23 protein-coding genes are annotated in these 23813 nt (G+C 69.4%); 14 read left to right on the top strand and 9 right to left on the bottom strand.

Features of this window, described 5'->3' with window-relative positions:
• Positions 1–30 precede the first annotated feature (30 nt).
• The 5 genes from treZ to F6X38_RS13030 are packed head-to-tail and all read left to right on the top strand — an operon-like array spanning position 31 to position 8332.
• Entirely contained in the window at positions 31–1902 is a 1872-nt protein-coding gene (gene treZ, locus F6X38_RS13050) for a malto-oligosyltrehalose trehalohydrolase (RefSeq protein WP_150970270.1), read from the top strand.
• A complete protein-coding gene (gene malQ, locus F6X38_RS13045; protein WP_246191332.1) occupies positions 1899–3755 on the top strand; it encodes a 4-alpha-glucanotransferase in 1857 nt (618 codons plus the stop codon). The genes treZ and malQ overlap by 4 nt, the downstream gene beginning before the upstream one ends.
• The gene (gene treY, locus F6X38_RS13040) at positions 3752–6451 is read left to right on the top strand and encodes a malto-oligosyltrehalose synthase (protein WP_150970269.1); all 2700 of its coding nucleotides are present in this window, start codon (positions 3752–3754) and stop codon (positions 6449–6451) included. Before malQ ends, treY begins: the two co-directional genes overlap by 4 nt.
• A gap of 43 nt (positions 6452–6494) precedes the next feature.
• Entirely contained in the window at positions 6495–7280 is a 786-nt protein-coding gene (locus tag F6X38_RS13035; protein WP_150970268.1) for a ThuA domain-containing protein, read from the top strand.
• Entirely contained in the window at positions 7280–8332 is a 1053-nt protein-coding gene (locus F6X38_RS13030; RefSeq protein ID WP_150970267.1) for a Gfo/Idh/MocA family protein, read from the top strand. Before F6X38_RS13035 ends, F6X38_RS13030 begins: the two co-directional genes overlap by 1 nt.
• On the opposite strand, the gene F6X38_RS13025 is transcribed toward F6X38_RS13030, so the two are convergent.
• Complete coding sequence (locus F6X38_RS13025) at positions 8329–8790, bottom strand: hypothetical protein (protein ID WP_150970266.1); 462 nt, start codon at positions 8788–8790, stop codon at positions 8329–8331. The genes F6X38_RS13030 and F6X38_RS13025 overlap by 4 nt on opposite strands.
• Positions 8791–8983: 193 nt before the next feature.
• Between F6X38_RS13025 and F6X38_RS13020 the strand changes: the two genes are divergently transcribed.
• Both F6X38_RS13020 and pyc read left to right on the top strand, forming a co-directional pair.
• Positions 8984–9871 (top strand): DMT family transporter, encoded by an 888-nt coding sequence (locus F6X38_RS13020; protein ID WP_150970265.1) that lies wholly within the window; start codon positions 8984–8986, stop codon positions 9869–9871.
• A gap of 112 nt (positions 9872–9983) precedes the next feature.
• A complete protein-coding gene (gene pyc / locus F6X38_RS13015; RefSeq protein WP_150970264.1) occupies positions 9984–13445 on the top strand; it encodes a pyruvate carboxylase in 3462 nt (1153 codons plus the stop codon).
• A 35-nt stretch (positions 13446–13480) separates the two neighbouring features.
• Here the strand turns inward: pyc and F6X38_RS13010 are convergent, their stop codons facing one another.
• Positions 13481–13810 (bottom strand): hypothetical protein, encoded by a 330-nt coding sequence (locus tag F6X38_RS13010; RefSeq protein ID WP_150970263.1) that lies wholly within the window; start codon positions 13808–13810, stop codon positions 13481–13483.
• A gap of 156 nt (positions 13811–13966) precedes the next feature.
• Here F6X38_RS13010 and F6X38_RS13005 point away from each other — a divergent pair, with 156 nt between their 5' ends.
• On the top strand, positions 13967–14776 hold the full coding sequence (locus F6X38_RS13005) for a DeoR/GlpR family DNA-binding transcription regulator (protein ID WP_150970262.1): 810 nt from the start codon (positions 13967–13969) through the stop codon (positions 14774–14776).
• A gap of 28 nt (positions 14777–14804) precedes the next feature.
• Positions 14805–16064, top strand: coding sequence for an MFS transporter (locus F6X38_RS13000; protein WP_150970261.1), 1260 nt, complete (start codon positions 14805–14807; stop codon positions 16062–16064).
• On the opposite strand, the gene F6X38_RS12995 is transcribed toward F6X38_RS13000, so the two are convergent.
• Both F6X38_RS12995 and F6X38_RS23400 read right to left on the bottom strand, forming a co-directional pair.
• A complete protein-coding gene (locus F6X38_RS12995; RefSeq protein WP_150970260.1) occupies positions 16061–16219 on the bottom strand; it encodes a DUF3309 family protein in 159 nt (52 codons plus the stop codon). The two genes, F6X38_RS13000 and F6X38_RS12995, sit on opposite strands and share 4 nt — an antisense overlap.
• Before the next feature lie 89 nt (positions 16220–16308).
• Positions 16309–16476: a DUF3309 family protein gene (locus F6X38_RS23400; protein WP_161992744.1), complete on the bottom strand. Its 168-nt coding sequence runs from the start codon at positions 16474–16476 to the stop codon at positions 16309–16311.
• A gap of 123 nt (positions 16477–16599) precedes the next feature.
• On the opposite strand from F6X38_RS23400, the gene ispG reads away from it, so the two are divergent.
• Positions 16600–17877 carry a flavodoxin-dependent (E)-4-hydroxy-3-methylbut-2-enyl-diphosphate synthase gene (gene ispG, locus F6X38_RS12990; protein WP_150970259.1) on the top strand — a complete coding sequence of 426 codons (1278 nt, stop codon included), beginning with the start codon at positions 16600–16602 and terminating at the stop codon, positions 17875–17877.
• The gene (locus F6X38_RS12985) at positions 17874–18740 is read left to right on the top strand and encodes a lytic transglycosylase domain-containing protein (protein WP_150970258.1); all 867 of its coding nucleotides are present in this window, start codon (positions 17874–17876) and stop codon (positions 18738–18740) included. Before ispG ends, F6X38_RS12985 begins: the two co-directional genes overlap by 4 nt.
• 4 nt (positions 18741–18744) lie before the next feature.
• On the opposite strand, the gene F6X38_RS12980 is transcribed toward F6X38_RS12985, so the two are convergent.
• From F6X38_RS12980 to F6X38_RS12970, 3 genes are all read right to left on the bottom strand, one after another.
• Positions 18745–19134 (bottom strand): type II toxin-antitoxin system VapC family toxin, encoded by a 390-nt coding sequence (locus F6X38_RS12980; RefSeq protein ID WP_150970257.1) that lies wholly within the window; start codon positions 19132–19134, stop codon positions 18745–18747.
• The gene (locus F6X38_RS12975; RefSeq protein ID WP_150970256.1) at positions 19131–19352 is read right to left on the bottom strand and encodes an AbrB/MazE/SpoVT family DNA-binding domain-containing protein; all 222 of its coding nucleotides are present in this window, start codon (positions 19350–19352) and stop codon (positions 19131–19133) included. The genes F6X38_RS12980 and F6X38_RS12975 overlap by 4 nt, the downstream gene beginning before the upstream one ends.
• Positions 19353–19456: 104 nt before the next feature.
• On the bottom strand, positions 19457–20368 hold the full coding sequence (locus tag F6X38_RS12970; RefSeq protein ID WP_150970255.1) for a polyprenyl synthetase family protein: 912 nt from the start codon (positions 20366–20368) through the stop codon (positions 19457–19459).
• A gap of 129 nt (positions 20369–20497) precedes the next feature.
• On the opposite strand from F6X38_RS12970, the gene F6X38_RS12965 reads away from it, so the two are divergent.
• Positions 20498–21205, top strand: a complete 708-nt coding sequence (locus F6X38_RS12965; RefSeq protein ID WP_150970254.1) for a biosynthetic peptidoglycan transglycosylase — start codon at positions 20498–20500, stop codon at positions 21203–21205.
• Positions 21206–21227: 22 nt separating this feature from the next.
• On the opposite strand, the gene F6X38_RS12960 is transcribed toward F6X38_RS12965, so the two are convergent.
• Positions 21228–21872 carry a LysE family translocator gene (locus F6X38_RS12960; RefSeq protein WP_150970253.1) on the bottom strand — a complete coding sequence of 215 codons (645 nt, stop codon included), beginning with the start codon at positions 21870–21872 and terminating at the stop codon, positions 21228–21230.
• Positions 21873–21956: 84 nt separating this feature from the next.
• On the opposite strand from F6X38_RS12960, the gene F6X38_RS12955 reads away from it, so the two are divergent.
• The gene (locus F6X38_RS12955) at positions 21957–22670 is read left to right on the top strand and encodes a helix-turn-helix transcriptional regulator (protein WP_150970252.1); all 714 of its coding nucleotides are present in this window, start codon (positions 21957–21959) and stop codon (positions 22668–22670) included.
• A gap of 176 nt (positions 22671–22846) precedes the next feature.
• Positions 22847–23032, top strand: a complete 186-nt coding sequence (gene rpmF / locus F6X38_RS12950) for a 50S ribosomal protein L32 (protein ID WP_150970251.1) — start codon at positions 22847–22849, stop codon at positions 23030–23032.
• Positions 23033–23090: 58 nt separating this feature from the next.
• Here the strand turns inward: rpmF and phaR are convergent, their stop codons facing one another.
• Entirely contained in the window at positions 23091–23675 is a 585-nt protein-coding gene (gene phaR, locus F6X38_RS12945; protein WP_150970250.1) for a polyhydroxyalkanoate synthesis repressor PhaR, read from the bottom strand.
• Positions 23676–23813 lie beyond the last annotated feature (138 nt).

Genomic DNA, 23813 nt, shown 5'->3' with positions numbered 1-23813 from the left:
CGGCCGGGCGAAGGGAACGGGACTGAAGGCATGACGGAAGGGACGGCACGCGTTCACCTGGACTCCGACTGGGGACCGAACGTCGTGGAGGACGGCGTCCGGTTCCGGGTCTGGGCGCCGGCGAAGGAGAGCATCGAGCTCGCCTACGGCTCGCAGGACGCGCCGAGTTTCCTGCCCATGCACCAGGTCGCGGGCGGCTGGTGGGAGGTCGTGACGCGGGACGTGCCCTTCGGCGGCGGCTACGCCTTCCGCATCGACGGCGACGCGGTCGTCGCCGACCCGGCGGCGCGGGCGCAGATGGTGGACGTCCACTCCTTCTCGAAGCTCGTCGACCCGCGCGCCTACGAGTGGAAGCGGCCGGACTGGCGGGGACGGCCGCTGGAGGAATGCGTCTTCTACGAGCTCCACACCGGCACCTTCACGCCGGAGGGCACGTTCGAGGCGATCATCCACCGGCTCGACTACCTGAAGGACACCGGCATCACCGCGATCGAGCTCCTGCCGATCGCCGAGTTCGGGGGACAGCGCGGCTGGGGCTACGACGGCACGCTGCTCTACTGCCCGCACGGCGGCTACGGCGGCGTCGAGGGCCTGAAGCGCCTCGTCGACGCCGCGCACGAGCGCGGGCTGATGGTGTTCCTCGACTGCGTCTACAACCACTTCGGCCCGGACGGGAACTACCTCAACGCCTACGCGCCGGAGTTCTTCCATCCGGAGATCATGACGCCCTGGGGTCCCGCCATCGCCTACGACGAGCGGCCGGTGCGCGAGTTCATGATCGACAACGCCCTCTACTGGATCGGCGAGTGCATGATCGACGGGCTCCGGCTCGACGCGATCGACTCGATCAAGGACCGGAGCGAGGTCGACATCATCGCCGAGCTCGCCGCCCGGGTGCGCCAGGCCTTCCCCGGCCGGCACGTGCACCTGACGTCGGAGGACGCGCGCAACATCACCTGGCACATCGAGCGCGGCACCGACGGGCGGCCGAAGCTGATCTCGGCGGAGTGGAACGACGACTTCCACCATTGCTGCCACGTGCTGACCACCGGCGAGAACGAGGGCTACTACGCCGACTACCAGCCCGGCAACGCCCGCCAGCTCGCGCGCTGCCTGGCGGAAGGCTTCGTCTACCAGGGCCAGTATTCGGGCGAGCGCGAGACGCATGTCGGGCACCCTTCCGCCCACCTGCCGCCGACCGCCTTCGTGAACTTCATCCAGAACCACGACCAGATCGGCAACCGCGCCTTCGGCGACCGGCTGACGACGCTGACGACCCATGCGCAGATGCGCTGCCTGCAGGCGATCCTGCTGCTCAGCCCGCAGCTTCCGCTGCTCTTCCAGGGCGAGGAATACGGCGAGACGCAGCCCTTCTGCTTCTTCACCGATTTCCACGGCGAGCTCGGCAAGGCGGTTTCCGACGGCCGCAAGGCCGAGTTCAAGGCCTTCGCGGCCTACGAGAAGGAGGGGCATTCGGTGGTGCCGGACCCGAACGACCGCTCGACCTTCGAGGATTCGAAGCTGCGCTGGGAACGGCTGCGCGAGCCCGACCATGCCGCGCACCATGCCGCGGTGCGCGAGCTCCTTCGCATCCGCCGCGAGGAGGTGATGCCGCTGCTGCGAGACGTGCCGGCCGGCGGCGGCTCCTACTACGCCACCGATTCCAGGGCCTTCGAGGTCTGCTGGTCGCTCGGGCAGGGGGCCGCGATGCACCTCTTCGCCAATCTCGACGACGAGCCCTGGGGCCTGCCGGGCACGATCACGTCGGGCGAGCGCATGGAAGGTCGGACGATCTTCACCACGAGCCCGGAAGCCGAGGATTCGCTCCGGCAGGGCGTCCTGCCCGGCACCTCGGTGGTGGTGCGCCTCGCCGAGCGGCTCCGGATCGGGGTGGCGTCGTGAGCGGCGGCGATCTCGACCGACTGGCGGAAAGCCACGGCATCCAGATCGGCTACGTCTCCGAGATGGGCGAGCGGAAGGTGATCTCCGACCATTCGAAGCGCCTCCTGCTCGGCGTGCTCGGTGTCGATCCGGACGGTGCGGACTACGGCGCCTTCGACGAGGCGGCCGACAAGCCCTCGCTGCGCTGCGCGCTGCCGGAATCGCTGTTCGGCCGCAAGGCCTGGGGCGCGACCTGCCAGCTCTACGCGCTGCGCTCGGGTCGCTCGCTCGGGCTCGGCGATTTCGAGGACCTCGCGCGCTTCGCCGAGATCGCGGCGGAGGCGGGCGCGAGCTTCGTCGGCGTCAACCCGCTCCACGCGCTGTTCATGGCCGATGGCGGCCGCTTCGGGCCCTATTCGCCCTCGACCCGGCGCTTCCTGTTCCCCGCCTATCTCGCGGTCGACAAGGTGAAGGGCGGCGAGGCGGTGATCGCGGCGCTGCGCGCCGAGGACGAAGGCGCCTTCGCGGACCTCGACGGCGAACTCGTCGACTATCCCGCCGCGGTGCGGCTGAAGCACCGGCTGCTCCACCGCATCTTCGACGCGAGGGTCGAGGAAATCCGGAGCGAGAGCGAGTTCGAGCGCTTCGTCGCCGGCAACGGCGAACCCTTGCGCGACTTCGCGCTGTTCGAGGCGATCTCCGCGAAGATGGTGGCGGAAGGCCACCATGCCGGCTGGCATTCCTGGCCGGAGGAATGGCGCGCCCGGCGCGGGGAGACGGTCGTGGCGTTCGAGAACGGCGAGGGCGCCGACGAGGTGCTGTTCCACCTCTGGCTGCAATATCTCTGCGACGCGCAACTGGCCGAGGCGCAGGCGCGGGCGCGCGGCGCCGGCATGCGGATCGGCCTCTACCTCGACCTCGCGGTCGGCGTGTCGCCGGATGGGGCGGAGACCTGGGCCGACCCGGAACTGACCGTCGCCACCGCCCGCGTCGGCTCGCCGCCCGACATGTTCAATTCGAGCGGGCAGGACTGGGGTCTGGCGCCGCTTTCGCCGGACGCCTTGGCGAAGCGCGACTACCAGCCGCTCGGCCATTCCTTCGACGCGCTGACGCGCCACGCGGGAGCGGTCAGGATCGACCACGCGATGGGCCTCGCCCGGCTCTGGTGGATCGCGGAAGGCACGTCTTCGGCGGACGGCGGCTACATGCGCTATCCGCTGGGGCGGATGATCGACACGATCGCGAAGGTCTCGGAGGAGAACCGCTGCATCGTGATCGGCGAGGACCTCGGCACCGTGCCGCCGGGCTTCCGCCACACGATGTCGGAGGCGGGCGTCCTCTCCTACCGGGTGCTCTATTTCGAGCGGAAATCCTCGCCGGAATTCATCCCGGCCTCGGCCTATCCGGAACTCTCGCTCGCCTGCGTCTCGACGCACGACCTGCCGACGCTGAAAGGCTGGTGGAACGGCGCGGACCTCGACCTGCGCTTCCAGATGGGCACGCAGAACGCCGAGCGCACCGCCGAGCAGCGCGAGGAGCGCAAGCGCGACCGCCGCTCGCTGGTGATCGCGCTGAAGGAGGAGGGCGTCCTGCCGGAGCGCTTCGACCGCGCGGCCAGCGGCGAGGACCCGCTGCCGGAGCGGCTCGAGCAGGACATGGCGGATGCCGTCCACCGCTTCATGGCCAAAGCGCCGAGCGTCCTCGTCGCCTTGCAGATCGAGGACATGCTCGGCTCCGAGAAGCAGCCGAACCTCCCCGGCACCACCGACCAGTATCCGAACTGGCGCATCCGCCTGACGGTCCCGCTGGAGGAACTCGCCTCCCATCCGGGCTTCCAGTCGGCCGCCGCCGCCATGCGCGAAGAGAGACCATGAACCGACCCCTCGTCGCGACCTACCGCCTCCAGTTCCGGGAGGGGACGGATTTCGCCAGCGCGACCGAACTCGCGCCCTATCTGAAGAAGCTCGGCGTCAGCCACTTCTACGCCTCGCCGATCTTCGCCGCCTCGCCGGGCTCGACGCACGGCTACGACGTCGTCGACTACAACCGCTTCGAGGCCGATCTCGGCGGCGACGAGGGCTACGGCAAGCTCTCGGACGCGATGAACGCCGAGGACATCGGCATCATCCTCGACTTCGTGCCGAACCATATGGGCGTCAGCCCCGAGAACGCCTGGTGGGAGGACGTCCTCGCCTGGGGGCGCGAGAGCCGCTACGCCTCGACCTTCGACATCGCCTGGGACGCCGAGAAGATCCTCGTTCCCGTGCTCGGCAAGCCCTACGGCGACGCCTTGGAGGACGGCGACCTGAAGGTCGTCGTCGACCCCGAGCGCGCCCGGTTCCGTTTCGATGCCGGCGGCTACCAGCTGCCGGTCGAGCCGCGCTCGCTCGGCCACGTCTTCGGCTTCCTCGAACACAGCGAGAAGGACCGGCTGATCCGCCGCTTCGCGGTCGCGACGCCGGTGGACGGCGAGGAACTGACCGAGCGGCTGCGCGAGCACCTCGGCGACGCGAGCTTCAAGACGGCTCTCGCCAAGGCCGTCGAGGCGATCGACGCCGACAAGCAGGCTCTCCACAGCTTCCATGAGGCGCAGAACTGGCGGCTCGCCTGGTGGCGCACGGCGCGCGAGAAGCTGACCTATCGCCGGTTCTTCGAGATCGCCGACCTGATCGGCGTCCGGCAGGAGATCCGCCACGTCTTCCGCGACGCGCACCGCACCGTGATCCGGCTGGCGCGCGAGCGGCGGCTCGACGGCATCCGCATCGACCATGTCGACGGCGTCGCCGACCCGAAGAACTACCTCCTCGACCTCCGTCAGGCCTTCCAGGCGAACCGGCGCGATCCCGGCATCTGGGTCGAGAAGATCCTGACCGGCGAGGAGCGGCTGCGCACCTCCTGGGAGATCCAGGGCACCACCGGCTACGAGTTCATCACCGCGCTGAGCGGCCTCTACGTCGATCCCGACCAGGAGGATCGGATGACCGAGGCCTATGCCGACTTCCTCGGCGAGGTCGAGGACCTGCGCGGCATGATCCGCCGGCAGAAGCGCGCGATCTTCGCGCGCAACCTCGCGGGCGAGCTCGCCTACCTGACGGCCGAGGCGGTCGCCGTCGCCGGCCGCGGGCTCTCCACCCGTGATCTCGGGCCGGACACGATCCAGCGCTCGATCCTCGAAGTCGCGGCCTCGCTGCCGGTCTACCGCACCTATTGCGGCGTCGACGGCGTGCCGACGAAGGATGTCGAGATCATCGACGACGCGGTGGCCGACGCCAAATCCGGGCGCGAGGTCGAGGCCGACGAGCCGATCGAGTTCATCGGCCGCCTCCTGAAGCTCGACTTCGTCGACGGCGAGGACGTCGCCGGGGCCCTCAACTTCACCCGCCGCTTCCAGCAGACCACCGGCGCGGTGATGGCGAAGGCGGTGGAGGACACCGTCTTCTACCGCTACAACCGGCTGATCGCCCTGAACGAGGTCGGCGGCGAGCCGGACCACTATGGCGCGAAGGTCTCGACCTTCCACGCTGCGATGCAGATCCGCGTCGAGGACCAGCCGGAAGGCCTGCTCGCGACCTCCACCCACGACACCAAGCGGGGTGAGGACGCGCGGGCGCGCCTCTACACGCTGAGCGAGGACCCGGAGCGCTGGGAGGGCATCGTCGCAGCAAGCGCCGAGACGCTGGCTCCCCATCGCCGCCAAGTCGAGCCGCTGCTCGTCTCGCCCGATCCGGCCACCGAATGGGGCTTCTACCAGTCGCTGCTCGGCGTGCTGCCGGCCGATCTCGACCTGAAGAACACGGAGGAGCTGAAGTCGATCGAGCAGCGGCTCCTTGCCTTCGTCGAGAAGGCGGTGCGCGAGGCCAAGCGCTTCACCTCCTGGACCGCGCCGGCGGAAGGCTACGAGGAGGCGCTGCGCGGCTTCGTCTCCGCCGCGCTCGACCCGTCGAAGGGCGGCTTCCTCGAAGGCTTCTGGCAGGGCGTCCAGCCCTTCGTCGCCGCGGGCGCGCTGAACTCGCTCAGCCAGCTGATCGTCAAGCTCGCGGCGCCCGGCGTGCCCGACATCTACCAGGGCACCGAGTTCTACGACCTTTCCCTCGTCGATCCTGACAACCGCCGGCCGATCGATTTCGCCGCACGCGTGAAGGCGATGGACGAGGCGGTGCCGATGCCGGAGGCGCTGCAGAACTGGCGCGACGGGCGGATCAAGGCGAAGATCACGGCGGCCGGCCTCAAGGCGCGCATCGTCGAGCCTGAACTCTTCACGCGCGGCGCCTACGTGCCGCTGGAGGTGAAGGGCGCGAAGGCCGACCACGTCGTCGCCTTCGCGCGGGTCGGCGACGGAGCCGCCGCCATCGCGGTCGCGCCCCGCATGACGCTGAAGCTGCTTGCGGACTGCGGCACGATCATGCCCGGCGAGGGCTGCTGGGACGACACGCGCGTGAGCTTGAGCGACCGGCTGATCGGCCGCGACTGGCGCGACGTCCTCGACGAGGGGACGCTCAGCCTCGACGACGAGCTTCCCTTGCGCGACCTGCCGGGTGGCCTGCCGTTCGGCTTCCTGCTTTCGTCATGATCGTGCCGTAGCCGATCCCGCGAAACGCCAGAAGGACCATCCCATGCCCATCCGTGCCGTCGTCTGGAACGAGTTCATCCACGAGCGCGAGAACGAGACCGTCCGGGGCATCTATCCGGACGGCATCCACGAAACGATCGCCGCCGCCTTGCGGGACGATGGGCAGATCGAGGCCTCCACCGCCAGCCTCGACCAGCCGGAGCACGGGCTGCCGGCCGAGCGGCTCGCCGAAACCGACGTGCTCCTCTGGTGGGGACACAAGGCGCACGGGGCCGTCGACGACACGGTGGTGGAGCGCGTGGTCGAACGCGTTTGGCAGGGCATGGGGCTGATCGTCCTCCATTCCGGCCATTTCTCGAAGGCGTTCAAGCGGCTGATGGGTTCGCCCTGCTCCTTGCGTTGGCGCGAGGCCGGCGAGCGCGAGCGCGTCTGGGCGATCAACCGCTCGCACCCGATCGCGGCAGGCGTCGGCGATTCGATCACCATCGAGAACACCGAGATGTACGGCGAGCCGTTCCTCGTCCCCGAGCCGATGGAGACGGTGTTCGTGTCCTGGTATCAGGGCGGCGAGGTGTTCCGCTCGGGCCTGACCTATCAGCGCGGCGCAGGGCGCATCTTCTATTTCGCTCCCGGCCACGAGACCTATCCGATCTATCACGACGCGACGGTGCAGACCGTGCTGCGCAACGCGGTGCGGTGGGCCTACAACCCGGCGAAGCCCTGGGCGGACGTCGCCCAGGCGCCGAACGTGCCGGTCGACAAGGCGCCCGAGAAGATCGAGAAGCGCGGCGGCTCGCTGCATGCCAAGGGCGAGGAGGGCTTCCGCTGATGTCGAAGCGTATCCTGATCCTCGGCACCGGCTCGATCGCCCACACCCATGCCAAGCGCTTCAAGGCGATCCCGGGCTGCGAACTCGTCGCGGCCGTCGACGTCAACGATGAGCGGGCGAAGGCCTTCGCCGAAGCGCATGCCATCCCGAACAGCTTCGGCGATCTCGACGCGGCGCTGCGCTGGGGGGCGTTCGACGCGGCGGTGAACTCGACGCCGGACGCCGCGCACTATCCGACCACGATGAAGCTGATCGCCGCGGGCGCGCACGTCTTCTGCGAGAAGCCGCTGGCGGTGAACCATCCCGACGCGATGGCGATGACGGAAGCCGCGGAAAGCGCCGGCATCATCGCGATGGTCAACCTCACCTACCGCAACGCCCACGCGATCCAGATGGCGCGGCGGATGGTCGATGCGGGCGAGATCGGCGAGATCCGCCATGTCGACGCGAGCTACCTGCAGAGCTGGCTGACCGCGGCGCACTGGGGCGACTGGCACACCGACGAGCGCTGGCTCTGGCGGCTCTCCGCCGCCCACGGCTCGAAGGGCGTCGTCGGCGACATCGGCGTCCACATCCTCGACTTCGTCTCCTTCGGCACCGGCCTCGACGTCGCCGCGATGAACGCGCGGCTGAAGACCTTCCACAAGGCGGAAGGCGATGCGATCGGCGCCTACCGGCTCGACGTCAACGATAGCTGCGTGATGACCGTCGAATTCGTGAACGGCGCGCTCGGCGTCGTCCACATGTCGCGCTACGGCACGGGCAAGAAGAACGACCTCGACCTGACCATCCACGGCACGGAGGGCGCGCTGAAGGTCTGGTCGGATCACGAGACCTCGAACCTCGAAGCCTGCCTCGGCGACGACATCCAGACGCAGACGTGGCGGCCCGTCGAATGCCCGCCGACGCCGAACAACAACGAGCGCTTCGTGTGCTCGCTCGTCACCGGCGAGCACGAGCAGCCGAACTTCCGGCACGCCGCCGGCATCCAGAAGCTCCTCGACCTCTGCTTCGTCGCCGACGAGGAGCGGCGCGAACTCCGGGTTTCCTAGGACGAGCCGAAGCGCGCCGCGAACTGCCGTTCCAACTGCTCGACCCGCTCGGTCAGGTCGGCGATTTCGACCTTGTTCAGCGTGCCGGCCTGCACGGCGTTGAGGATTTCGTTGTATTGCCCGACGAGTTCCACGCGTAGCGAGCGAATGTCATCGGACAGACGGTCGATCCGGGTGTCCATCTCGTCGAGCCGCTGCAACATCGCGTCGAGCCGGCTGCTCAGGCGCTGGGATTCTCCGTACAACCGCTGAAACTCGGCGTCGTGCTTTCGCAGTTCCGCGACGATCTCGATCTGTCCCTCCTGCAGGCGATTGATCTGCCGGGCCAGCCGATCGTAGCTCGACTCGATGAAATCGTAACGCGTGGCAAAGGCCGCCAACTGGTTGGCGCTGCGCTTCTGGCCCTCGATCACCGCTTCGAGCAGCGGGAACAGGGCTCTGAGATCGTTGTCCGGCATGCGGGCGAATCCTGATGCTTGCGGCTCAAGATGGCGCGTCGCCTGGAAATGGACAAGCGTGGCTCCGGCCGGTTCCCGCCGCGTGAAGCCGCATCACAAGAGGTGATCGTTCGGGCGGCTTGTGCCGGGTGAAGCGGGAGCTTAACGCCCGGTCGCACCCTCCCGCGGCGTCCAGCTTCTCCCGAGCCATCCCATGCAAGCCGGCGTCCTGATCGCCTTTCTGTCGTATTTCGCCTTTTCCTGCGGCGACGCGGCGGTGAAGTTCTCCGGTGCCTCGCTGCCCGTCTTCGAGGTCGGCTTCTTCATCTCGCTCTTCGCCCTCGTGCCGACGCTCCTCACCAAGCGGCCGGACGATACGTGGCGCAACGTCTTCATCCCGAAGAACCCGAAGCTCGTGGCCTTGCGCATGGCGAGCGGCACGGTGGGCGGCATGATGGGCGTCTACGCCTTCTCGACGCTGCCGCTCGCCGAAGCCTACGCGCTGATCTTCCTCGTCCCGCTCTTCGTCACCGTTCTTTCGGCGACGATCCTGAAGGAGCCGATCGGGCTGAAGCGCTGGGGCGCGGTGCTGACCGGCCTTTGCGGCGTGATCCTCGTGGTGCGGCCCGGCTTCCGCGAGCTTCTGCCCGGCCATCTCGCGGCGGTCGGCGTCGCCCTCGTCGGCGCGCTGACCGTGATCATCCTGCGCGTGCTGGGGCCGACCGAGCGCCGTCTGACGCTGATCGGCTCGGCGCTCGGCTCCTCGATCGTCGTGAACGGCATCCTGATGATCCCCGGCTTCGTGATGCCCTCCGCGCATCTCTGGCCGGTGCTCGTGCTCGGCGGCATCTGCGGCGGCATCGGGCATCTGTGCCTCGTCCTCGCGACGCGGCTCGCGCCGGCGGCCGAGGTCGCGCCGACGCAGTACAGCCAGATCGTCTGGGCCGCGGTGATCGGCGCGCTGTTCTTCGCCGAATTCCCGGACGGCGTCGCGGTGGCGGGCATGGGCGTCGTCGGCCTGTCCGGCCTCTTCACCTTCCTGCGCGAGGAGAAGCGCACCTCCTGGTGGCACCGCACACCCCTGCTTAGAAACCGCGTCTGATCCCAGGCGGCACGGCTTCTTCGCACTTGCGAAAAGACGTGACCCGACGCAAAGTCCCGCGCCGGTCCGGACCGCGTTCTGCTTCGCGGTCCTCTGCGTCGGAGGCTGTTTCGTGCCCATCGCCAAGATCCTCGTCGCCAACCGTTCCGAGATCGCGATCCGCGTGTTCCGCGCCGCGAACGAGCTCGGGATCAGGACCGTCGCGATCTGGGCCGAAGAGGACAAGCTGGCGCTCCACCGCTTCAAGGCGGACGAGAGCTATCAGGTCGGGCGGGGGCCGCACCTTTCCCGCGACCTCGGGCCGATCGAGAGCTACCTTTCGATCGAGGAGGTGATCCGGGTCGCGAAACTGTCCGGTGCCGACGCGATCCATCCGGGCTACGGCCTCCTGTCCGAATCGCCGGAATTCGTCGAGGCGTGCGTGGCCGCCGGCCTCACCTTCATCGGCCCGACCGCCGAGACCATGCGCCGGCTCGGCAACAAGGTCGCGGCCCGCAACCTCGCGATCGAGATCGGCGTGCCGGTGGTGCCCGCCACCGACCCGCTGCCGGACGACATGGGGCAAGTCGCCAGGCTGGCGGCCGAGATCGGCTATCCCCTGATGCTGAAGGCCTCCTGGGGCGGCGGCGGGCGCGGCATGCGCGCGATCCGGCAGGAGGCGGACCTCGCGCGCGAGGTGACGGAGGCGAAGCGCGAGGCCAAGGCGGCCTTCGGCAAGGACGAGGTCTATCTGGAGAAGCTGGTCGAGCGCGCCCGCCACGTCGAGGTGCAGGTGCTCGGCGATATCCACGGCAACGTCGTCGATCTCTTCGAGCGCGACTGCTCGATCCAGCGCCGCAACCAGAAGGTCGTCGAGCGCGCGCCCGCGCCGTATCTCGACGACACGCAGCGCCGGGAACTCGCGGGGTATGCGAGGAAGCTCGCCGAGGCGACCGACTATGTCGGCGCGGGGACCGTCGAGTTCCTGATGGATGCCGATACGGGCCGCTTCTACTTCATCGAGGTCAACCCGCGCATTCAGGTCGAGCACACCGTGACCGAGCAGGTCACCGGCATCGACATCGTCAAGGCGCAGATCCACATCCTCGACGGCTTCGCCATCGGGACGCCGGAATCGGGCGTGCCGCGGCAGGAGTACATCCGGCTGAACGGCCACGCCCTCCAGTGCCGCATCACGACGGAGGACCCGGAGCACTCGTTCATCCCGGACTACGGCCGCATCACCGCCTATCGCGGCGCGACCGGCTTCGGCATCCGGCTCGACGGCGGCACCGCCTATTCCGGCGCGTTCATCACGCGCTTCTACGACCCGCTCCTGGAAAAGGTCACGGCCTGGGCGCCCTCGCCGGAAGAGGCGATCGCGCGGATGGACCGGGCGCTGCGCGAGTTCCGCATCCGCGGCGTCGCGACGAACCTGACCTTTCTCGAGGCGATCATCACGCATCCCTCGTTCCGCGACAACAGCTACACGACGCGCTTCATCGACACGACGCCGGAACTCTTCACGCAGGTGCGCCGCCGGGACCGCGCGACGAAGCTCCTCACCTACCTCGCCGACGTCACCGTCAACGGCCATCCCGAGACCCGCGGCCGGCCGCGCCCCTCGCACGACATCGCCCGGCCGGTGGTGCCGACCTTCGAGGCCCCGATCGCGGAAGGCTCGCGCCAGCGCTTCGACCGGCTGGGCGCGAAGGGCTTCGCCGACTGGATGCTGGCCGAACCCCGAGTTCTCGTCACCGACACGACGATGCGCGACGGCCACCAGTCGCTCTTGGCGACGCGCATGCGCACGCACGACATCGCAGGGATCGCCGAATCCTACGCGCGCGGCCTGCCGGAACTCCTGTCGCTCGAGTGCTGGGGCGGGGCGACCTTCGACGTCGCGATGCGCTTCCTCACCGAAGACCCCTGGGAGCGGCTCGCCCTCATCCGCGAGAAGGCGCCGAACATCCTCCTGCAGATGCTGCTGCGGGGCTCGAACGGCGTCGGCTACACGAACTATCCGGACAACGTGGTGAAGCTGTTCGTGGCGGAGGCCGCGAAAGGCGGCGTCGATCTCTTCCGCGTCTTCGACTGCCTGAACTGGGTCGAGAACATGCGCGTCTCGATCGACGCGGTGGTGGAGTCGGGGAAGCTCTGCGAGGGCGCGGTCTGTTACACCGCCGACGTCCTCTCCTCCGCGCGACCTAAATACGATCTGAAATACTATGTCGGCTTAGCGAAGGAGATGGAGCGGGCCGGCGCGCATATCCTCGGGCTGAAAGACATGGCCGGGCTGATGAAGCCGGTGGCGGCGCGCGTCCTGTTCAAGGCGCTGAAGGAGGAGATCGGCATCCCGATCCACTTCCACACGCACGATACGTCGGGCATCGCGGCGGCCACCGTGCTGGCGGCGGTGGATGCCGGGGTCGACGCGGTCGACGCCGCGATGGACTCGATCTCCGGCAACACCTCGCAGCCCTGCCTCGGCTCGCTCAACGAAGCGCTGATCGGCCACGCGCGCGATCCCGACCTCGACCCCGACGCGATCCGGCGCATCTCGTTCTACTGGGAGGCGGTGCGCAACCAATACGCCGCGTTCGAGAGCGACCTGAAGGGGCCGGCCTCGGAGGTCTATCTCCACGAGATGCCGGGCGGGCAGTTCACCAACCTGAAGGAGCAGGCCCGCTCGCTCGGGCTCGAGACGCGCTGGCACGCCGTCGCCCAGACCTATGCCGACGTGAACCTGATGTTCGGCGACATCGTCAAGGTGACGCCGTCCTCCAAGGTCGTCGGCGATATGGCGTTGATGATGGTGAGCCAGGACCTCAGCGTGGCGGACGTCGAGGATCCGAAGCGCGACGTCGCCTTCCCGGACTCCGTCGTCTCGATGCTGCGCGGCGATCTCGGGCAGCCGGCCGGCGGCTGGCCGGCGGAACTTCAGAAGAAGGTGCTGAAGGGCGAAGCGCCGATCACGGCGCGGCCGGGCTCGCTGATCCCGCCCGCCGACCTTGCCGCCGAGCGCGCCGAGGCTGAGGCGAAGCTCGGCGGCCCGCTCACCGACCGGGACTTCGCCTCGCACCTGATGTATCCGAAGGTCTTCGCCGACTTCCGCGCGGCGCAGGAGCTCTACGGCCCGGTCTCCGTCCTGCCGACGCCGAACTACTTCTACGGCATCGAGCACGAGGACGAGATCTTCGTCGAGATCGAGCGCGGCAAGACGCTGGTGATCCGCTGCCTCGGCACCGCCGACACCGACGAGAAGGGCAAGAAGACGGTGTTCTTCGAGCTGAACGGCCAGCCGCGGCGCATCAAGGTGCCGGACCGCTCGAACGGTGGCTCGGCGAAGGCGCGGCCGAAGGCCGAGCCCGGTAACGCCGCCCATGTCGCCGCGCCGATGCCCGGCGTCGTCTCGACGCTCGCCGTCCAGCCCGGCCAGGCGGTGAAGGCCGGCGACGTGCTCCTGTCCATCGAGGCGATGAAGATGGAAACGGCGCTCCACGCCGAGCGCGACGGCACGGTCGAGGCGGTCTACGTCCGCGCCGGCGACCAGATCGACGCCAAGGACCTGCTGGTGGCGTTCAGGAGCGAGTAATCCGAGTCGAGGCGGCGTCCGAACCGCGGTGCCGCCTATCGTTCGTCGAAAGGCTGGACCCGCGCCTCGTCCACGAACGGTGGACGCGGCGGCCTGGAAGGTTCCCGGCCGGCTCGCACCCGTAGAACCAGTCCGATGCCGCCGAGGATGATCGCCAGTCCATAGACGTTGACGGCAACAGCGAACCAGAAGGCGCCCGGATGTTCGGTCACCGACACCGACCCTCCATGGCGAACCCAGATTTCCCCATGGGCCCAGGCGCCCCAGAGCGCGTAAGCGGCAAAACCGGCGAGACCCGCAAAAAAGGTCAGACTGGCGGCGGGTTTGCAGCGCTCGAAAAAACGTTCCCTATTGACTCGGGTCAAGACGGCTGTCGCTTTCGATCGGCCCCTCGCCCATTCTGCTGGAAGGGGCTTAAGCTGATGCTTCCTCGCGTCGGCAAAAGCCGCGCATTCCGACAGTTGACATAGTCTGCACGTTTGTGCACGATTGAGCCGATTATTTCCTGTTTTGGATCGGCCATGTCGGACCTTCTTGCCCTGCAGCGGCGGACGGCGATCGGCGAACTCCTCGCCCGCGAGGGGCGCGTCATCGCCTCGGCGCTGGCGGAAACCTTCCGCGTTTCGGAAGACACCGTGCGCCGGGACCTGCGGGAGATGGCGCAGGCCGGCCTTTGCCGGCGCGTCTACGGCGGCGCCTTGCCGATCGCACCGGGGGCGGACACGTCGCTGGGGCTCCGGCAGGCCGGGGGAGCGGGCCGCAAGGCGGCGCTCGGCCGGGCGCTCGCCGCAGCGATCCCCAGGGGATCGCTGGTCTTCATCGACGCCGGCTCGACCAACCTCGCGATCGCGGAAGCGCTGGACGACGACGCGGCGCTGACCGTCGTCACCAACGCGCCGAGCGTCGCGGCGAGGCTCGGCGAGCGCCCCGGCATCGAATGCATCGTGCTCGGCGGCCGGCTCGATCCGCGCACCGGCGCCTGCCTCGGCAGTTCGACGCTGCGCGAGGCCGAGCGCTTCCGGCCGGGCGTCGCCGTGCTCGGCGTCTGCGGCGTCGACGCGGAAGCCGGCATCACCGCGCACGGGCTGGAGGAAGCGGAACTGAAGAGCGCGGTCGCGGCGCGGAGCGCCACGCTGCTCGTCGCCGCGACCAACGACAAGCTCGGCACCGCCGCGCCCTACGGCGTCGCGCCGGCGGGCTGGGTCGGCACGCTCTTCGTCGAGGCGGATTGCGACGCGGCGACGCTGGAACCCTTCGCGGCGCGGGGCGTCCCGATCGTCCGGGCCGGTTCCGAGGATGCAGCGGCGGCGCGGCCGGCGGGCCGGGCCTGACAGGAAGCAAGCGGGGAGACACGAACCGATGACGATCGCCGAGAAGACGGCGGGTGCCGCGCGCCTCGACCGGACAGCCGCCGGCGGTTCGTCCGCCGCGCACCGCGCCGCGGTGTCGACGGCCTTTCTCGCCAACGGCATGTTCACCGGAAGCTGGGCGCCGCTGATCCCGAGCTTCGCCGAACGGCTCGAACTCTCAGCCAGCCGGATGGGGCTGATGATCCTCGCCTTCGGCATCGGCGCGGTGGCGGTGATGCCGGTCGCGGGGCGGATCATCGGCTCGCACGGCTCGCGCCTGCCGATGCTGGCGCTGAACGTCGCGCTGGTCTTCGCGCTGCCGTTCCTCGTGCTCGCTCCGAACGTGCCGCTCGCGGTGGTGGCGGTGCTCTTCGCCGGCGCCGCGACGGGCGGCATGGACGTCGCGATGAACGCCAACGCCGTCGCGGTGGAGCGGCGGCGGCGATCCGCGATCATGTCGTCCTGCCACGGCTTTTGGAGCGTCGGCGGCGTGATCGGCTCGGCGCTCGGCGGCTTCGTGATCGCGCATGCGGGCCCGGTGACGCACGGGCTCCTGGCGGGGACGGTGATATTCCTCGGCTTCCTCGTCGTCGCCCGCTGGGCGCTGTCCGACGCGCCGAGCGGCGAGACCGCGGCGGAAGCCGTCGCCGGCGTGCCGCACGGGACCGCGCCCGGGGCCGAGACGGCGGCGGCCGGCCTGATATCCGGCTATCGGGGCGCCGTCCTGATCGGCCTCTTCGCGCTTTTCGCGATGATCCCGGAAGGGGCGGCGATCGACTGGAGCGCGCTCTACCTCAAGCAGGAGTTGCAGGCGAGCGCCACCGTGTCCGGTCTCGCCTTCGCGGGCTTCTCCTTCACCATGGCGGCGTTCCGCTTCGCCGGCGACATGGTGCGCGACCGGCTGGGCGCGGTCTCGACCATGCGCTGGTGCTCCGGCGCGGCGGGCATCGGCCTTCTCGTCGCCGGGCTCGCGCCCAACCCGCCTGTCGCCATCCTCGGCTTCGCCCTGATGGGGATCGGCATCTCCAACATGGTGCCGATCGCCTTTTCGGCGGCCGGCAATGTCGGCGGCCTGAAGCCGGGGGCGGGGCTCTCGACCGTCACCGCCCTCGGCTATTCCGGCATCCTGATCGCGCCGGCGGCCATCGGCTTCCTCGGCGAGCATCTCGGCTTCGCCGTGGTGTTCCTCGGCCTCTCGGCCTTCCTGGTCGTGACGCTCGCTGCCGCGCCCCTGATGGCGATCGCCGACGGGGCGCGGCGGCCCCGCTAGATCCGGCCGAGCAAGAGCAGGACCAGCACCACCACCAGGATCACGCCGAGAATGCCGCTCGGGCCGTAGCCCCAGCCGCGCGAATAGCCCCAACCCGGGAACGCGCCGATGAGCAGCAGGATGAGAATGATGATGAGGATCGTGCCGAGGGACATCTGAACACCTTCTCTGACTCCGCCCCATCGGCGGACGCCTCACAAACCCGCGAGACCCGCGTGAGGTTCCGCCGCTTTCCCGCCACAGTTCACGCGCCGGCCGTCCAGACGGCGAGAAGCGCGTAGACGAGAAGGCAGAGGCCGGCGACGAGCATCGGCCGGGGCCCGAGCCGGCGCGACCACGGCCAGACCGGGGCGCTCGCGACCACGAGGGCGAGCATGAGGGCGAAGGCGAAGACGGAGAAGCTGAGGGTCATGCGGCGATACGCGGTGCTTGCGGAAGGGCCGCTCCGTCATGACCTTGACACCGGAGCGATGCAACACGACAAGCGGAGCTTGAGGCCTGATCGGCCACATTCTCCGCCGCGCGGACGGAACCCATGAACAGCCAAGCCCCGATCGACACCGACGAAGCCGAGCCGTTTCCCCGCCGCCGCACCGTCGCGGTGGATGTCGGCGGCGTTCTCGTCGGCGGCGACGCGCCCGTCGTGGTGCAGTCGATGACCAACACCGATACGGCCGACGCCGACGCGACCGTCGCGCAGGTGGCGGCGCTGGCGAGGGCCGGGTCCGAGATCGTCCGCATCACGGTGGACCGCGACGAGGCGGCCAGGGCCGTGCCGCACATCCGCGACCGCCTCGCCCGGCTGGGCGTCGACGTGCCGCTCGTCGGCGACTTCCATTATATCGGCCACAAGCTCCTCGCCGACCATCCGGCCTGCGCCGAGGCGCTGGCGAAGTACCGGATCAATCCCGGCAATGTCGGCTTCAAGGACAAGAAGGACCGGCAGTTCGTGGCGATCGTCGAGACCGCGATCCGGTTCGACAAGACGGTGCGGATCGGCGTCAACTGGGGCTCGCTCGACCAGGAACTCCTGACCCGCCTGATGGACGAGAACTCCGCTTCCGCCCGCCCCGTCTCGGCGCGGGCGGTGATGCGCGAGGCGATCATCCGCTCGGCGCTCCTGTCGGCCGAGCTCGCCGAGGAGACGGGCCTCGCGCGCGAGCGCATCATCCTGTCCGCCAAGGTCTCCAACGTCCAGGACCTCATCGCCGTCTACCGCGACCTGTCGCGCCGCACCGACCACGCGCTGCATCTCGGGCTGACCGAGGCCGGCATGGGCACCAAGGGCGTCGTCGCCTCGTCCGCCGCGATGGGCATCCTGCTGCAGGAGGGCATCGGCGACACGATCCGCGTGTCCCTGACGCCCGAGCCCGGCGGCGACCGGACGCGCGAGGTGCAGGTTGGGCAGGAACTCCTGCAGACCATGGGCTTCCGGCAGTTCGTGCCGGTGGTGGCCGCGTGCCCGGGGTGCGGGCGCACCACCTCCACCGTCTTCCAGGAACTCGCCGAGCGGATCGAGGGCGACCTTCGCCGCAACATGCCGGTCTGGCGCACCCGCTATCCCGGCGTCGAGACGCTGAAGGTCGCGGTCATGGGCTGCATCGTCAACGGGCCGGGCGAGTCAAAGCACGCCGACATCGGCATCTCGCTCCCCGGCACCGGCGAGACGCCGGCCGCTCCCATCTTCGTCGACGGCAAGAAGGTCGCGACGCTGCGCGGCCCGAACATCGCCGAGGACTTCGAGGCCATGGTGCAGAACTACATCGAGCGGCGCTTCGGCGTCGCCGCCGCGCCCGCCGCCGCGGCGGAATGAGGCGAAGCCGGCTGCGCCTCGCCGCCGGCGCGGCCCTCGTCGCGCTCCTGATCTCCACTCCCGCTCTCGCCGAGGACAAGACCGGCGAGAAAAGCGATCCGCGCGTCGGCGAGATTTGCGACCTGATCGCCGAGAACGCGACCGCAGTCGGCATGGCGCCGGACTTCTTCGCGCGGCTGATCTGGAAGGAGTCGCGCTTCGACGAATCGGCGCGCTCGCCGGTCGGGGCCGAAGGCATCGCGCAGTTCATGCCCTATACGGCCCGCGAGCGCGGGCTCGCCAATCCCTACGACAAGAAAGAGGCGCTCTACCATTCGGCGACCTATCTCCGGGATCTTCGCGCCGAACTCGGCTCCTGGGGCCTCGCGGCGGCGGCCTACAACGGCGGGATCAACCGGGTGAAGCGCTGGGTGGCGAGCGGCGGCCGCCTGCCTTACGAGACCGAGGACTACGTCCTGTCGATCACCGCGCAGCCGGCGTCCTTCTTCCGCGAGGACCGGCGCGAGGCGGCGGTCCGGCCGCTGGTCGACGGGCTCGACTTCGCCGCGGGCTGCCGCCGCCTGCCCGTCCTCACCACCCGCGCCGTCTTCACCTATGCCGAAAGCGCGCCGATGCGGCCCTGGGGCGCGCAGATCGCCGGCAATCCGAACGAGGCGATCGCGGTGAACATCTTCCACAAGCTGCAGGACCGCTACCCGTCCGTGCTCGGCGATCTGAAGCCGATCGTGATGCGGGTGCGCCCCCTGTCCGGCCCGCGCCGTATCACCGCGATCCGGATCGGCGCGGACTCTCGCCGCGAGGCGAACAGCTTCTGCGCGAAGTACCGCGGCGCGGGCGGCGCCTGTGTGGTGCTCCGGAACTGAGCCTTCAGCGGATCAGCTCGACCGCGACGTCGAGTTCCGCCGCCGCCTTCGCCCAGACGCGATCCGCGGTGACGGCGACGACGCCCAGCCGCCGTGCCAGGCAAAGGCAGACGCGATCGCCGAGCGACAGGCCGAACCGTCTGGTTCTCGATCCGAGCAATCCGGCCTCGATCGCGAGGTCGCGATCGAGCGGCACGACATCGAACGGCAGGGTCTTCAGTCGCGCCGCGATCCTGGCATCATCGACGCCGCGTCGAGCATAGATCGCCGCGACCTCGCCGACGTTCAGCGACGCCATCGCCACGTGGTCGCCATAGGCCGCGACCCGCTCCGCGCCTTTCTCGTCCAGCATGAGCGCCAGCAGCGCGGAGGCGTCGAGAACCGCCCGGATCAATCCTCCGAAAACTCCCGCGCCGCATCGCGGCGGCGTTCGGCGAGAAAATCGTCGACCGTCAGGTTCTTGTCGCCGAGAACCTCACGACTCCACGCCTGGATGTCGGCGACGAACTCCGCGAAAGTCCGCATGACGATCGAGCTGCCGCGATCTTCGAGCACCATCATACCGCCTTCGGAAATACCATGACGCTCCATCACCTCGGCGGGAAGCCGCACGGTGCCGTCGGCCGAAACCTCAATGCGGTGAGCCATGGATGCGACCTTCCCGACCTACGCCCCCTCGTGCGTTTAACATAGGCGCGAGGCAAGCCGGAAGGAACCTACCGCGTCCGCTCGGCGATGAAGCGGGCGGCGGCGACGAGCGTCGCCGCGTCGGCGCCTTCCGGCGCGAGGAGCTCGCCGGCCTCGGCGACGAGCGCGTCGAGGCGCGCTCGCGTCCAGTCGTGGCCGTGGAGAGCGGGCAGGGTCTTCTTGCCGCGCGCCCGGTCCTTGCCGGCCGCCTTGCCGAGGGTCGCAGCATCCGCCGTCTCGTCGAGGAGGTCGTCGGCGAGCTGGAAGGCGAGGCCGATCGTCTCGCCGAAGCGGCGGAAGCGCTCGCGCTTCTCGGCCGGCGCGCCGGCCAGGAGCGGTCCCGCCTCGCAGGCGAAGGCGATCAGCGCGCCGGTCTTCATCGCCTGCATCCGGGCGATGGCAGCCTCGGGGAGGCTCGTCTCGTCCTCCGCTTCGAGGTCGAGAAGCTGGCCGCCCACCATGCCGGCCGCGCCGGCTTCCCGCGACAGGGCGTGGACGAGATGCAGCCGCGCTTGCGGCTCGGCGTCGTGCGAGGCGGCGACGAGCCCGAAGGCGAGGGTGAGGAGCGCGTCGCCGGCGAGGATCGCCGTCGCCTCGTCGAAGGCGACGTGGACGGTCGGCTGGCCGCGCCGCAGGTCGTCGTCGTCCATCGCCGGCAGGTCGTCGTGGACGAGCGAATAGGAGTGGATGCATTCGAGCGCGGCGGCGGCGTCGAGCGCGGCGGCCTCCGGCGCGCCGCAGAGCCGGGCGGTCTCCATGACGAGGAACGGGCGGAGGCGCTTGCCACCGTTGAGGACGCCGTGCCGCATCGCCGCCCGCAGCCGCGCCGGCACGCCCGCCATCAGCGGCTCGCCCTCCGACAGGCAGCGCTCCAGCCGCTCCACCACCAGCCGCGCGGCTTCCGCCAGGCGCGCCTCGAAGCCCGCATCGTTGTCCGCCATCGCATGTCCCTCGAGATTTCCGCGCGGGCTTCGCCGAACCGGCGCGAAGCGTCAAGCATGTTCGCGCGTCCTCGTTGCGGGGCGAGGGGCGGGCGGCTATGACTTTCCGGTCTCTTCCGAAAGACCCCGATGATCCGACGCGTTCTCGGCTTCCTTCTCGTCACCTTCGCGGTGCTCGCGCTGTTGCCGATCGCGCTGGTGCCGGTCTACGCCATTCCCGCCGTCCATCCCGTCTCGACGCTGATGCTGTTCGACTGGGCGCGGCTGAAGCCGGTCGCGCGCGAATGGGTGCCGCTCGCCGACATCTCGCCGGTGCTGGTGCGCACCGTGATGCTGTCGGAGGACGGGCAGTACTGCTACCACCGCGGCGTCGACTGGCGCGAGCTGAACGGCGTGATCGACGACGCGCTGGAGGGCGAGTCGACGCGCGGCGCCTCCACCATCCCGATGCAGACCGCGAAGAACCTCTTCCTCTGGACGAGCCGGAGCTTCGTGCGCAAGGGCCTCGAAGTGCCGCTGGCGCTCTACGCCGACCTGATCCTCTCCAAGCCGCGCCTGATGGAGATCTACCTCAACGTCGCCGAGTTCGGCGAGGGCATCTACGGCGTCCAGGCGGCGTCCTGGCACTATTTCGAGAAGCCGGCCTTCGCGCTCTCCTCCCGCGAGGCGGCGCTGCTGGCGAAGACCCTCCCCGCCCCCTCGAAACGCAATCCGGGCAAGCCCTCGCGGATGCTTTCGCAGATCGCGAGCCGCATCGAGGGGCGCGCCAAGCGGGCCGGCGGCTTCTCCGACTGCGTGGTCGAGCCGGCGCAGCGGCAGGCGAAGGCGGACGGCTGACGCTCGCCCCGGCGGGCGCGGCTCACGACGAGACCGCGCCGCCGAGGCCGTGCCAGGCCGTGACCAGCGCCACGAGGACGAACAGGACGCCCGCCGCCCGGCCGATCAGGATCGTCGCACCCGGCGACGACGTCAGCACCGTCCGGCTCCTCCCGGCCGCGAGCGCCAGGGCGCCATAGACCGCGAACTGCATGGCGACGGTGATCGCGCCGATCGCCAGGGCTTGCCGCCACAGCGGGCCGTATTGCGGCTTCATGAACTGCGGAAAGACGGAAACGACGAAGAGGTAGGCCTTGGGGTTGAGGAGGCAGGTGACGAGCCCCTGCCGGAAGGCGGTCCACCGCGAGCGGCTCGCCGCCGCGCCGACGGCCTGGACCGTGATCGAACTGCGGATCAGCGTCACGCCGATCCAGACCATGTAGGCCGCCCCGGCGAAGAGCGCGACGGTGAACAGCCACGGCGCCGTCCGGAGGAGGATGCCGACGCCGACCGCCCCGCTCAGCGTATGCACGGCGCCCCCCGCCATGATGCCCGCCGTCGCCGACAGGCCCGCCGGGCGCCCGCCCGTCAGCGCGTTGGTCAGCACGAACAGCATATCCATGCCCGGCACGACGATGATACCGAAGACGAGGGCGGTATAGAGCCAGAGGTTTTCGGCGTAGGTCAAAGCGGCGGCCCTTCTTCGCGTCGAAGCGGCTCCTTACCCGCTCGCAATGGCCAGGGTCGTGTCAGTTGTGACGAGGACTGATCGATGCGTAAGGCATCGCGCCTGTTCGAGATCGTCCAGACCCTGCGGCTCGCCAGGCGGCCGGTCACCGCGGCGCGGATCGCGGCGGCGCTCGAGGTCTCGCAGCGCTCGGTCTACCGCGACATCGCCGCCCTCCAGGCGATGCGGGTGCCGATCGAGGGCGGCCGCGGCATCGGCTACGTGCTCCGGCCGGGCTTCACGCTGCCGCCGCTGATGTTCACGATCGAGGAGACCGAGGCCGTGGTTCTCGCCCTGTCGCTGCTCCGCCGCACGGGCGATGAGGAACTGCGCGCGGCCGCGAGCCAAGTCGCGGCCAAGGTCGCCGCCGCGATGCCGGCGCCGCTCGCCCGGGCGATCGACGGACGGGCGATCCACGCCTGGGGCGAGGTCGCGGCTTCGCCGGCCGGCGTCGACCTCGCCACCGTCCGGCGGGCCGTCCGGGACGAGCGGAAGCTGAAGCTCAGCTACCGCGACGAGGCCGGCCGGGAGACGGAACGCACGATCCGCCCGATCGCGCTGATCTACTATCCCGAGACGACCAACATCGTCGCGTGGTGCGAGCTGCGCTCGGCGCTACGCCAGTTCCGGGCGGAGCGCGTCCTGGCGAGCCAGGCGGTCGACGCGTATTTCCGCGGCGAGGGCGACAGGCTGCGCGACGCCTGGATCGGCGGCTGGATGCCCGACCGGCCGGCCGCGAGCGGTCCTGCTCCCGGATGAGGCTCCGCGGCCTTGGCATCGGGCGCGGCTTTTGGTATGGGCACCGCCAATTCCCGTCATGGCGTCGCTCGTCCGCGATCGATCCGGTCGCGCGGCGGCGCTTTCTGACGGGCAGGACCAATCCCTAGCGGAAGAGCGGTGTCGTCCGTTTCCGCCGATCCGACGGAGAAACAGACATGGCCGTTCCGAAGCGAAAAACCTCCCCCTCGAAGCGCGGCATGCGCCGCTCGGCCGACGCGCTGAAGGCCCCGACCTATATCGAGGACAAGAACTCGGGCGAGCTGCGTCGACCGCACCACATCGACCTGAAGACCGGCATGTACCGCGGCAAGCAGATCCTCACCGTGAAGGAAGACGCGTAGGCGCCATCCGCCTCACTGAGCGACGAAGGGCCGGGCCGCGAGGCGCCGGCCTTTTTCGTCAGGGGTTCTGGTCCTTCCGCCCGTCCAAGGCCTCGATCCGCTCGCGCATCTCGGCGAGCTGGCGGCGCATCTCGGCGAGATCGTCTCCGCCGCCGCCCGCCGCGTCCTTCTCCTCTGAGGCCTTCGGCATCATCGCGTTCGCCATGAACGGATTGAACATCGCCATCGCCTGCCGGAACATCTCGGTGTTGCGCCGCACCTGCTCGTCCATCAGCTTCGCGACGTCGCGGCCCATCACCTTCTCGCGCAATCCCTCCTGCTCGCGCGAGAAGGCCGCCATCGAATGTTCGAGGAAGGTCGGCACGACCATCTGCATCTGGTCGCCGTAGAAGCGGATGAGCTGCCGAAGGAAGGCGATCGGCATCATGTTCTGTCCGACCTTGTTCTCCTGCTCGAAGATGATCTGCGTCAGCACCGAATGGGTGATGTCCTCGCCGGTCTTGGCGTCCTGCACCACGAATTCCTCGTTGGTCTTCACCATCGAGGCGAGGTTCTCCAGCGTCACGTAAGTGCTGGTGCCGGTGTTGTAGAGCCGCCGGTTGGCGTACTTCTTGATGACCGTGGTTTCCGCAGGCTTCGACATCGGCTCGTTCTTTCCCGGCGCGGCCGCCGGACGGGCGGCCGGTCGTTTCGGCGGTGCACAACAGACTAGAGCGATTTTTCCCGCGCGATACCCATCACGGCGGATTAATCTGGTGAAAAGATCGTGCGCCCGCCTATC

Origin of the sequence: Plantimonas leprariae (genome assembly GCF_008802405.1) — a bacterium.
Classification (GTDB): domain Bacteria; phylum Pseudomonadota; class Alphaproteobacteria; order Rhizobiales; family Rhizobiaceae; genus Plantimonas; species Plantimonas leprariae.
The sequence above is the reverse complement of the archived record's forward strand: the minus strand, read 5'-3'. Positions and strand labels throughout refer to the sequence as shown.

What these genes read in the sequence shown, in the direction of transcription:
- treZ (WP_150970270.1), top strand. Translation starts at nt 31, where the DNA reads ATGACGGAAGGGACGGCACGCGTTCACCTGGACTCCGACTGGGGACCG.
- treY (WP_150970269.1), top strand. Translation starts at nt 3,752, where the DNA reads ATGAACCGACCCCTCGTCGCGACCTACCGCCTCCAGTTCCGGGAGGGG.
- F6X38_RS13035 (WP_150970268.1), top strand. Translation starts at nt 6,495, where the DNA reads ATGCCCATCCGTGCCGTCGTCTGGAACGAGTTCATCCACGAGCGCGAG.
- F6X38_RS13030 (WP_150970267.1), top strand. Translation starts at nt 7,280, where the DNA reads ATGTCGAAGCGTATCCTGATCCTCGGCACCGGCTCGATCGCCCACACC.
- F6X38_RS13025 (WP_150970266.1), bottom strand. Translation starts at nt 8,790, where the DNA reads ATGCCGGACAACGATCTCAGAGCCCTGTTCCCGCTGCTCGAAGCGGTG.
- F6X38_RS13020 (WP_150970265.1), top strand. Translation starts at nt 8,984, where the DNA reads ATGCAAGCCGGCGTCCTGATCGCCTTTCTGTCGTATTTCGCCTTTTCC.
- F6X38_RS13005 (WP_150970262.1), top strand. Translation starts at nt 13,967, where the DNA reads ATGTCGGACCTTCTTGCCCTGCAGCGGCGGACGGCGATCGGCGAACTC.
- F6X38_RS13000 (WP_150970261.1), top strand. Translation starts at nt 14,805, where the DNA reads ATGACGATCGCCGAGAAGACGGCGGGTGCCGCGCGCCTCGACCGGACA.
- F6X38_RS12995 (WP_150970260.1), bottom strand. Translation starts at nt 16,219, where the DNA reads ATGTCCCTCGGCACGATCCTCATCATCATTCTCATCCTGCTGCTCATC.
- F6X38_RS23400 (WP_161992744.1), bottom strand. Translation starts at nt 16,476, where the DNA reads ATGACCCTCAGCTTCTCCGTCTTCGCCTTCGCCCTCATGCTCGCCCTC.
- ispG (WP_150970259.1), top strand. Translation starts at nt 16,600, where the DNA reads ATGAACAGCCAAGCCCCGATCGACACCGACGAAGCCGAGCCGTTTCCC.
- F6X38_RS12985 (WP_150970258.1), top strand. Translation starts at nt 17,874, where the DNA reads ATGAGGCGAAGCCGGCTGCGCCTCGCCGCCGGCGCGGCCCTCGTCGCG.
- F6X38_RS12970 (WP_150970255.1), bottom strand. Translation starts at nt 20,368, where the DNA reads ATGGCGGACAACGATGCGGGCTTCGAGGCGCGCCTGGCGGAAGCCGCG.
- F6X38_RS12965 (WP_150970254.1), top strand. Translation starts at nt 20,498, where the DNA reads ATGATCCGACGCGTTCTCGGCTTCCTTCTCGTCACCTTCGCGGTGCTC.
- F6X38_RS12955 (WP_150970252.1), top strand. Translation starts at nt 21,957, where the DNA reads ATGCGTAAGGCATCGCGCCTGTTCGAGATCGTCCAGACCCTGCGGCTC.
- rpmF (WP_150970251.1), top strand. Translation starts at nt 22,847, where the DNA reads ATGGCCGTTCCGAAGCGAAAAACCTCCCCCTCGAAGCGCGGCATGCGC.
- phaR (WP_150970250.1), bottom strand. Translation starts at nt 23,675, where the DNA reads ATGTCGAAGCCTGCGGAAACCACGGTCATCAAGAAGTACGCCAACCGG.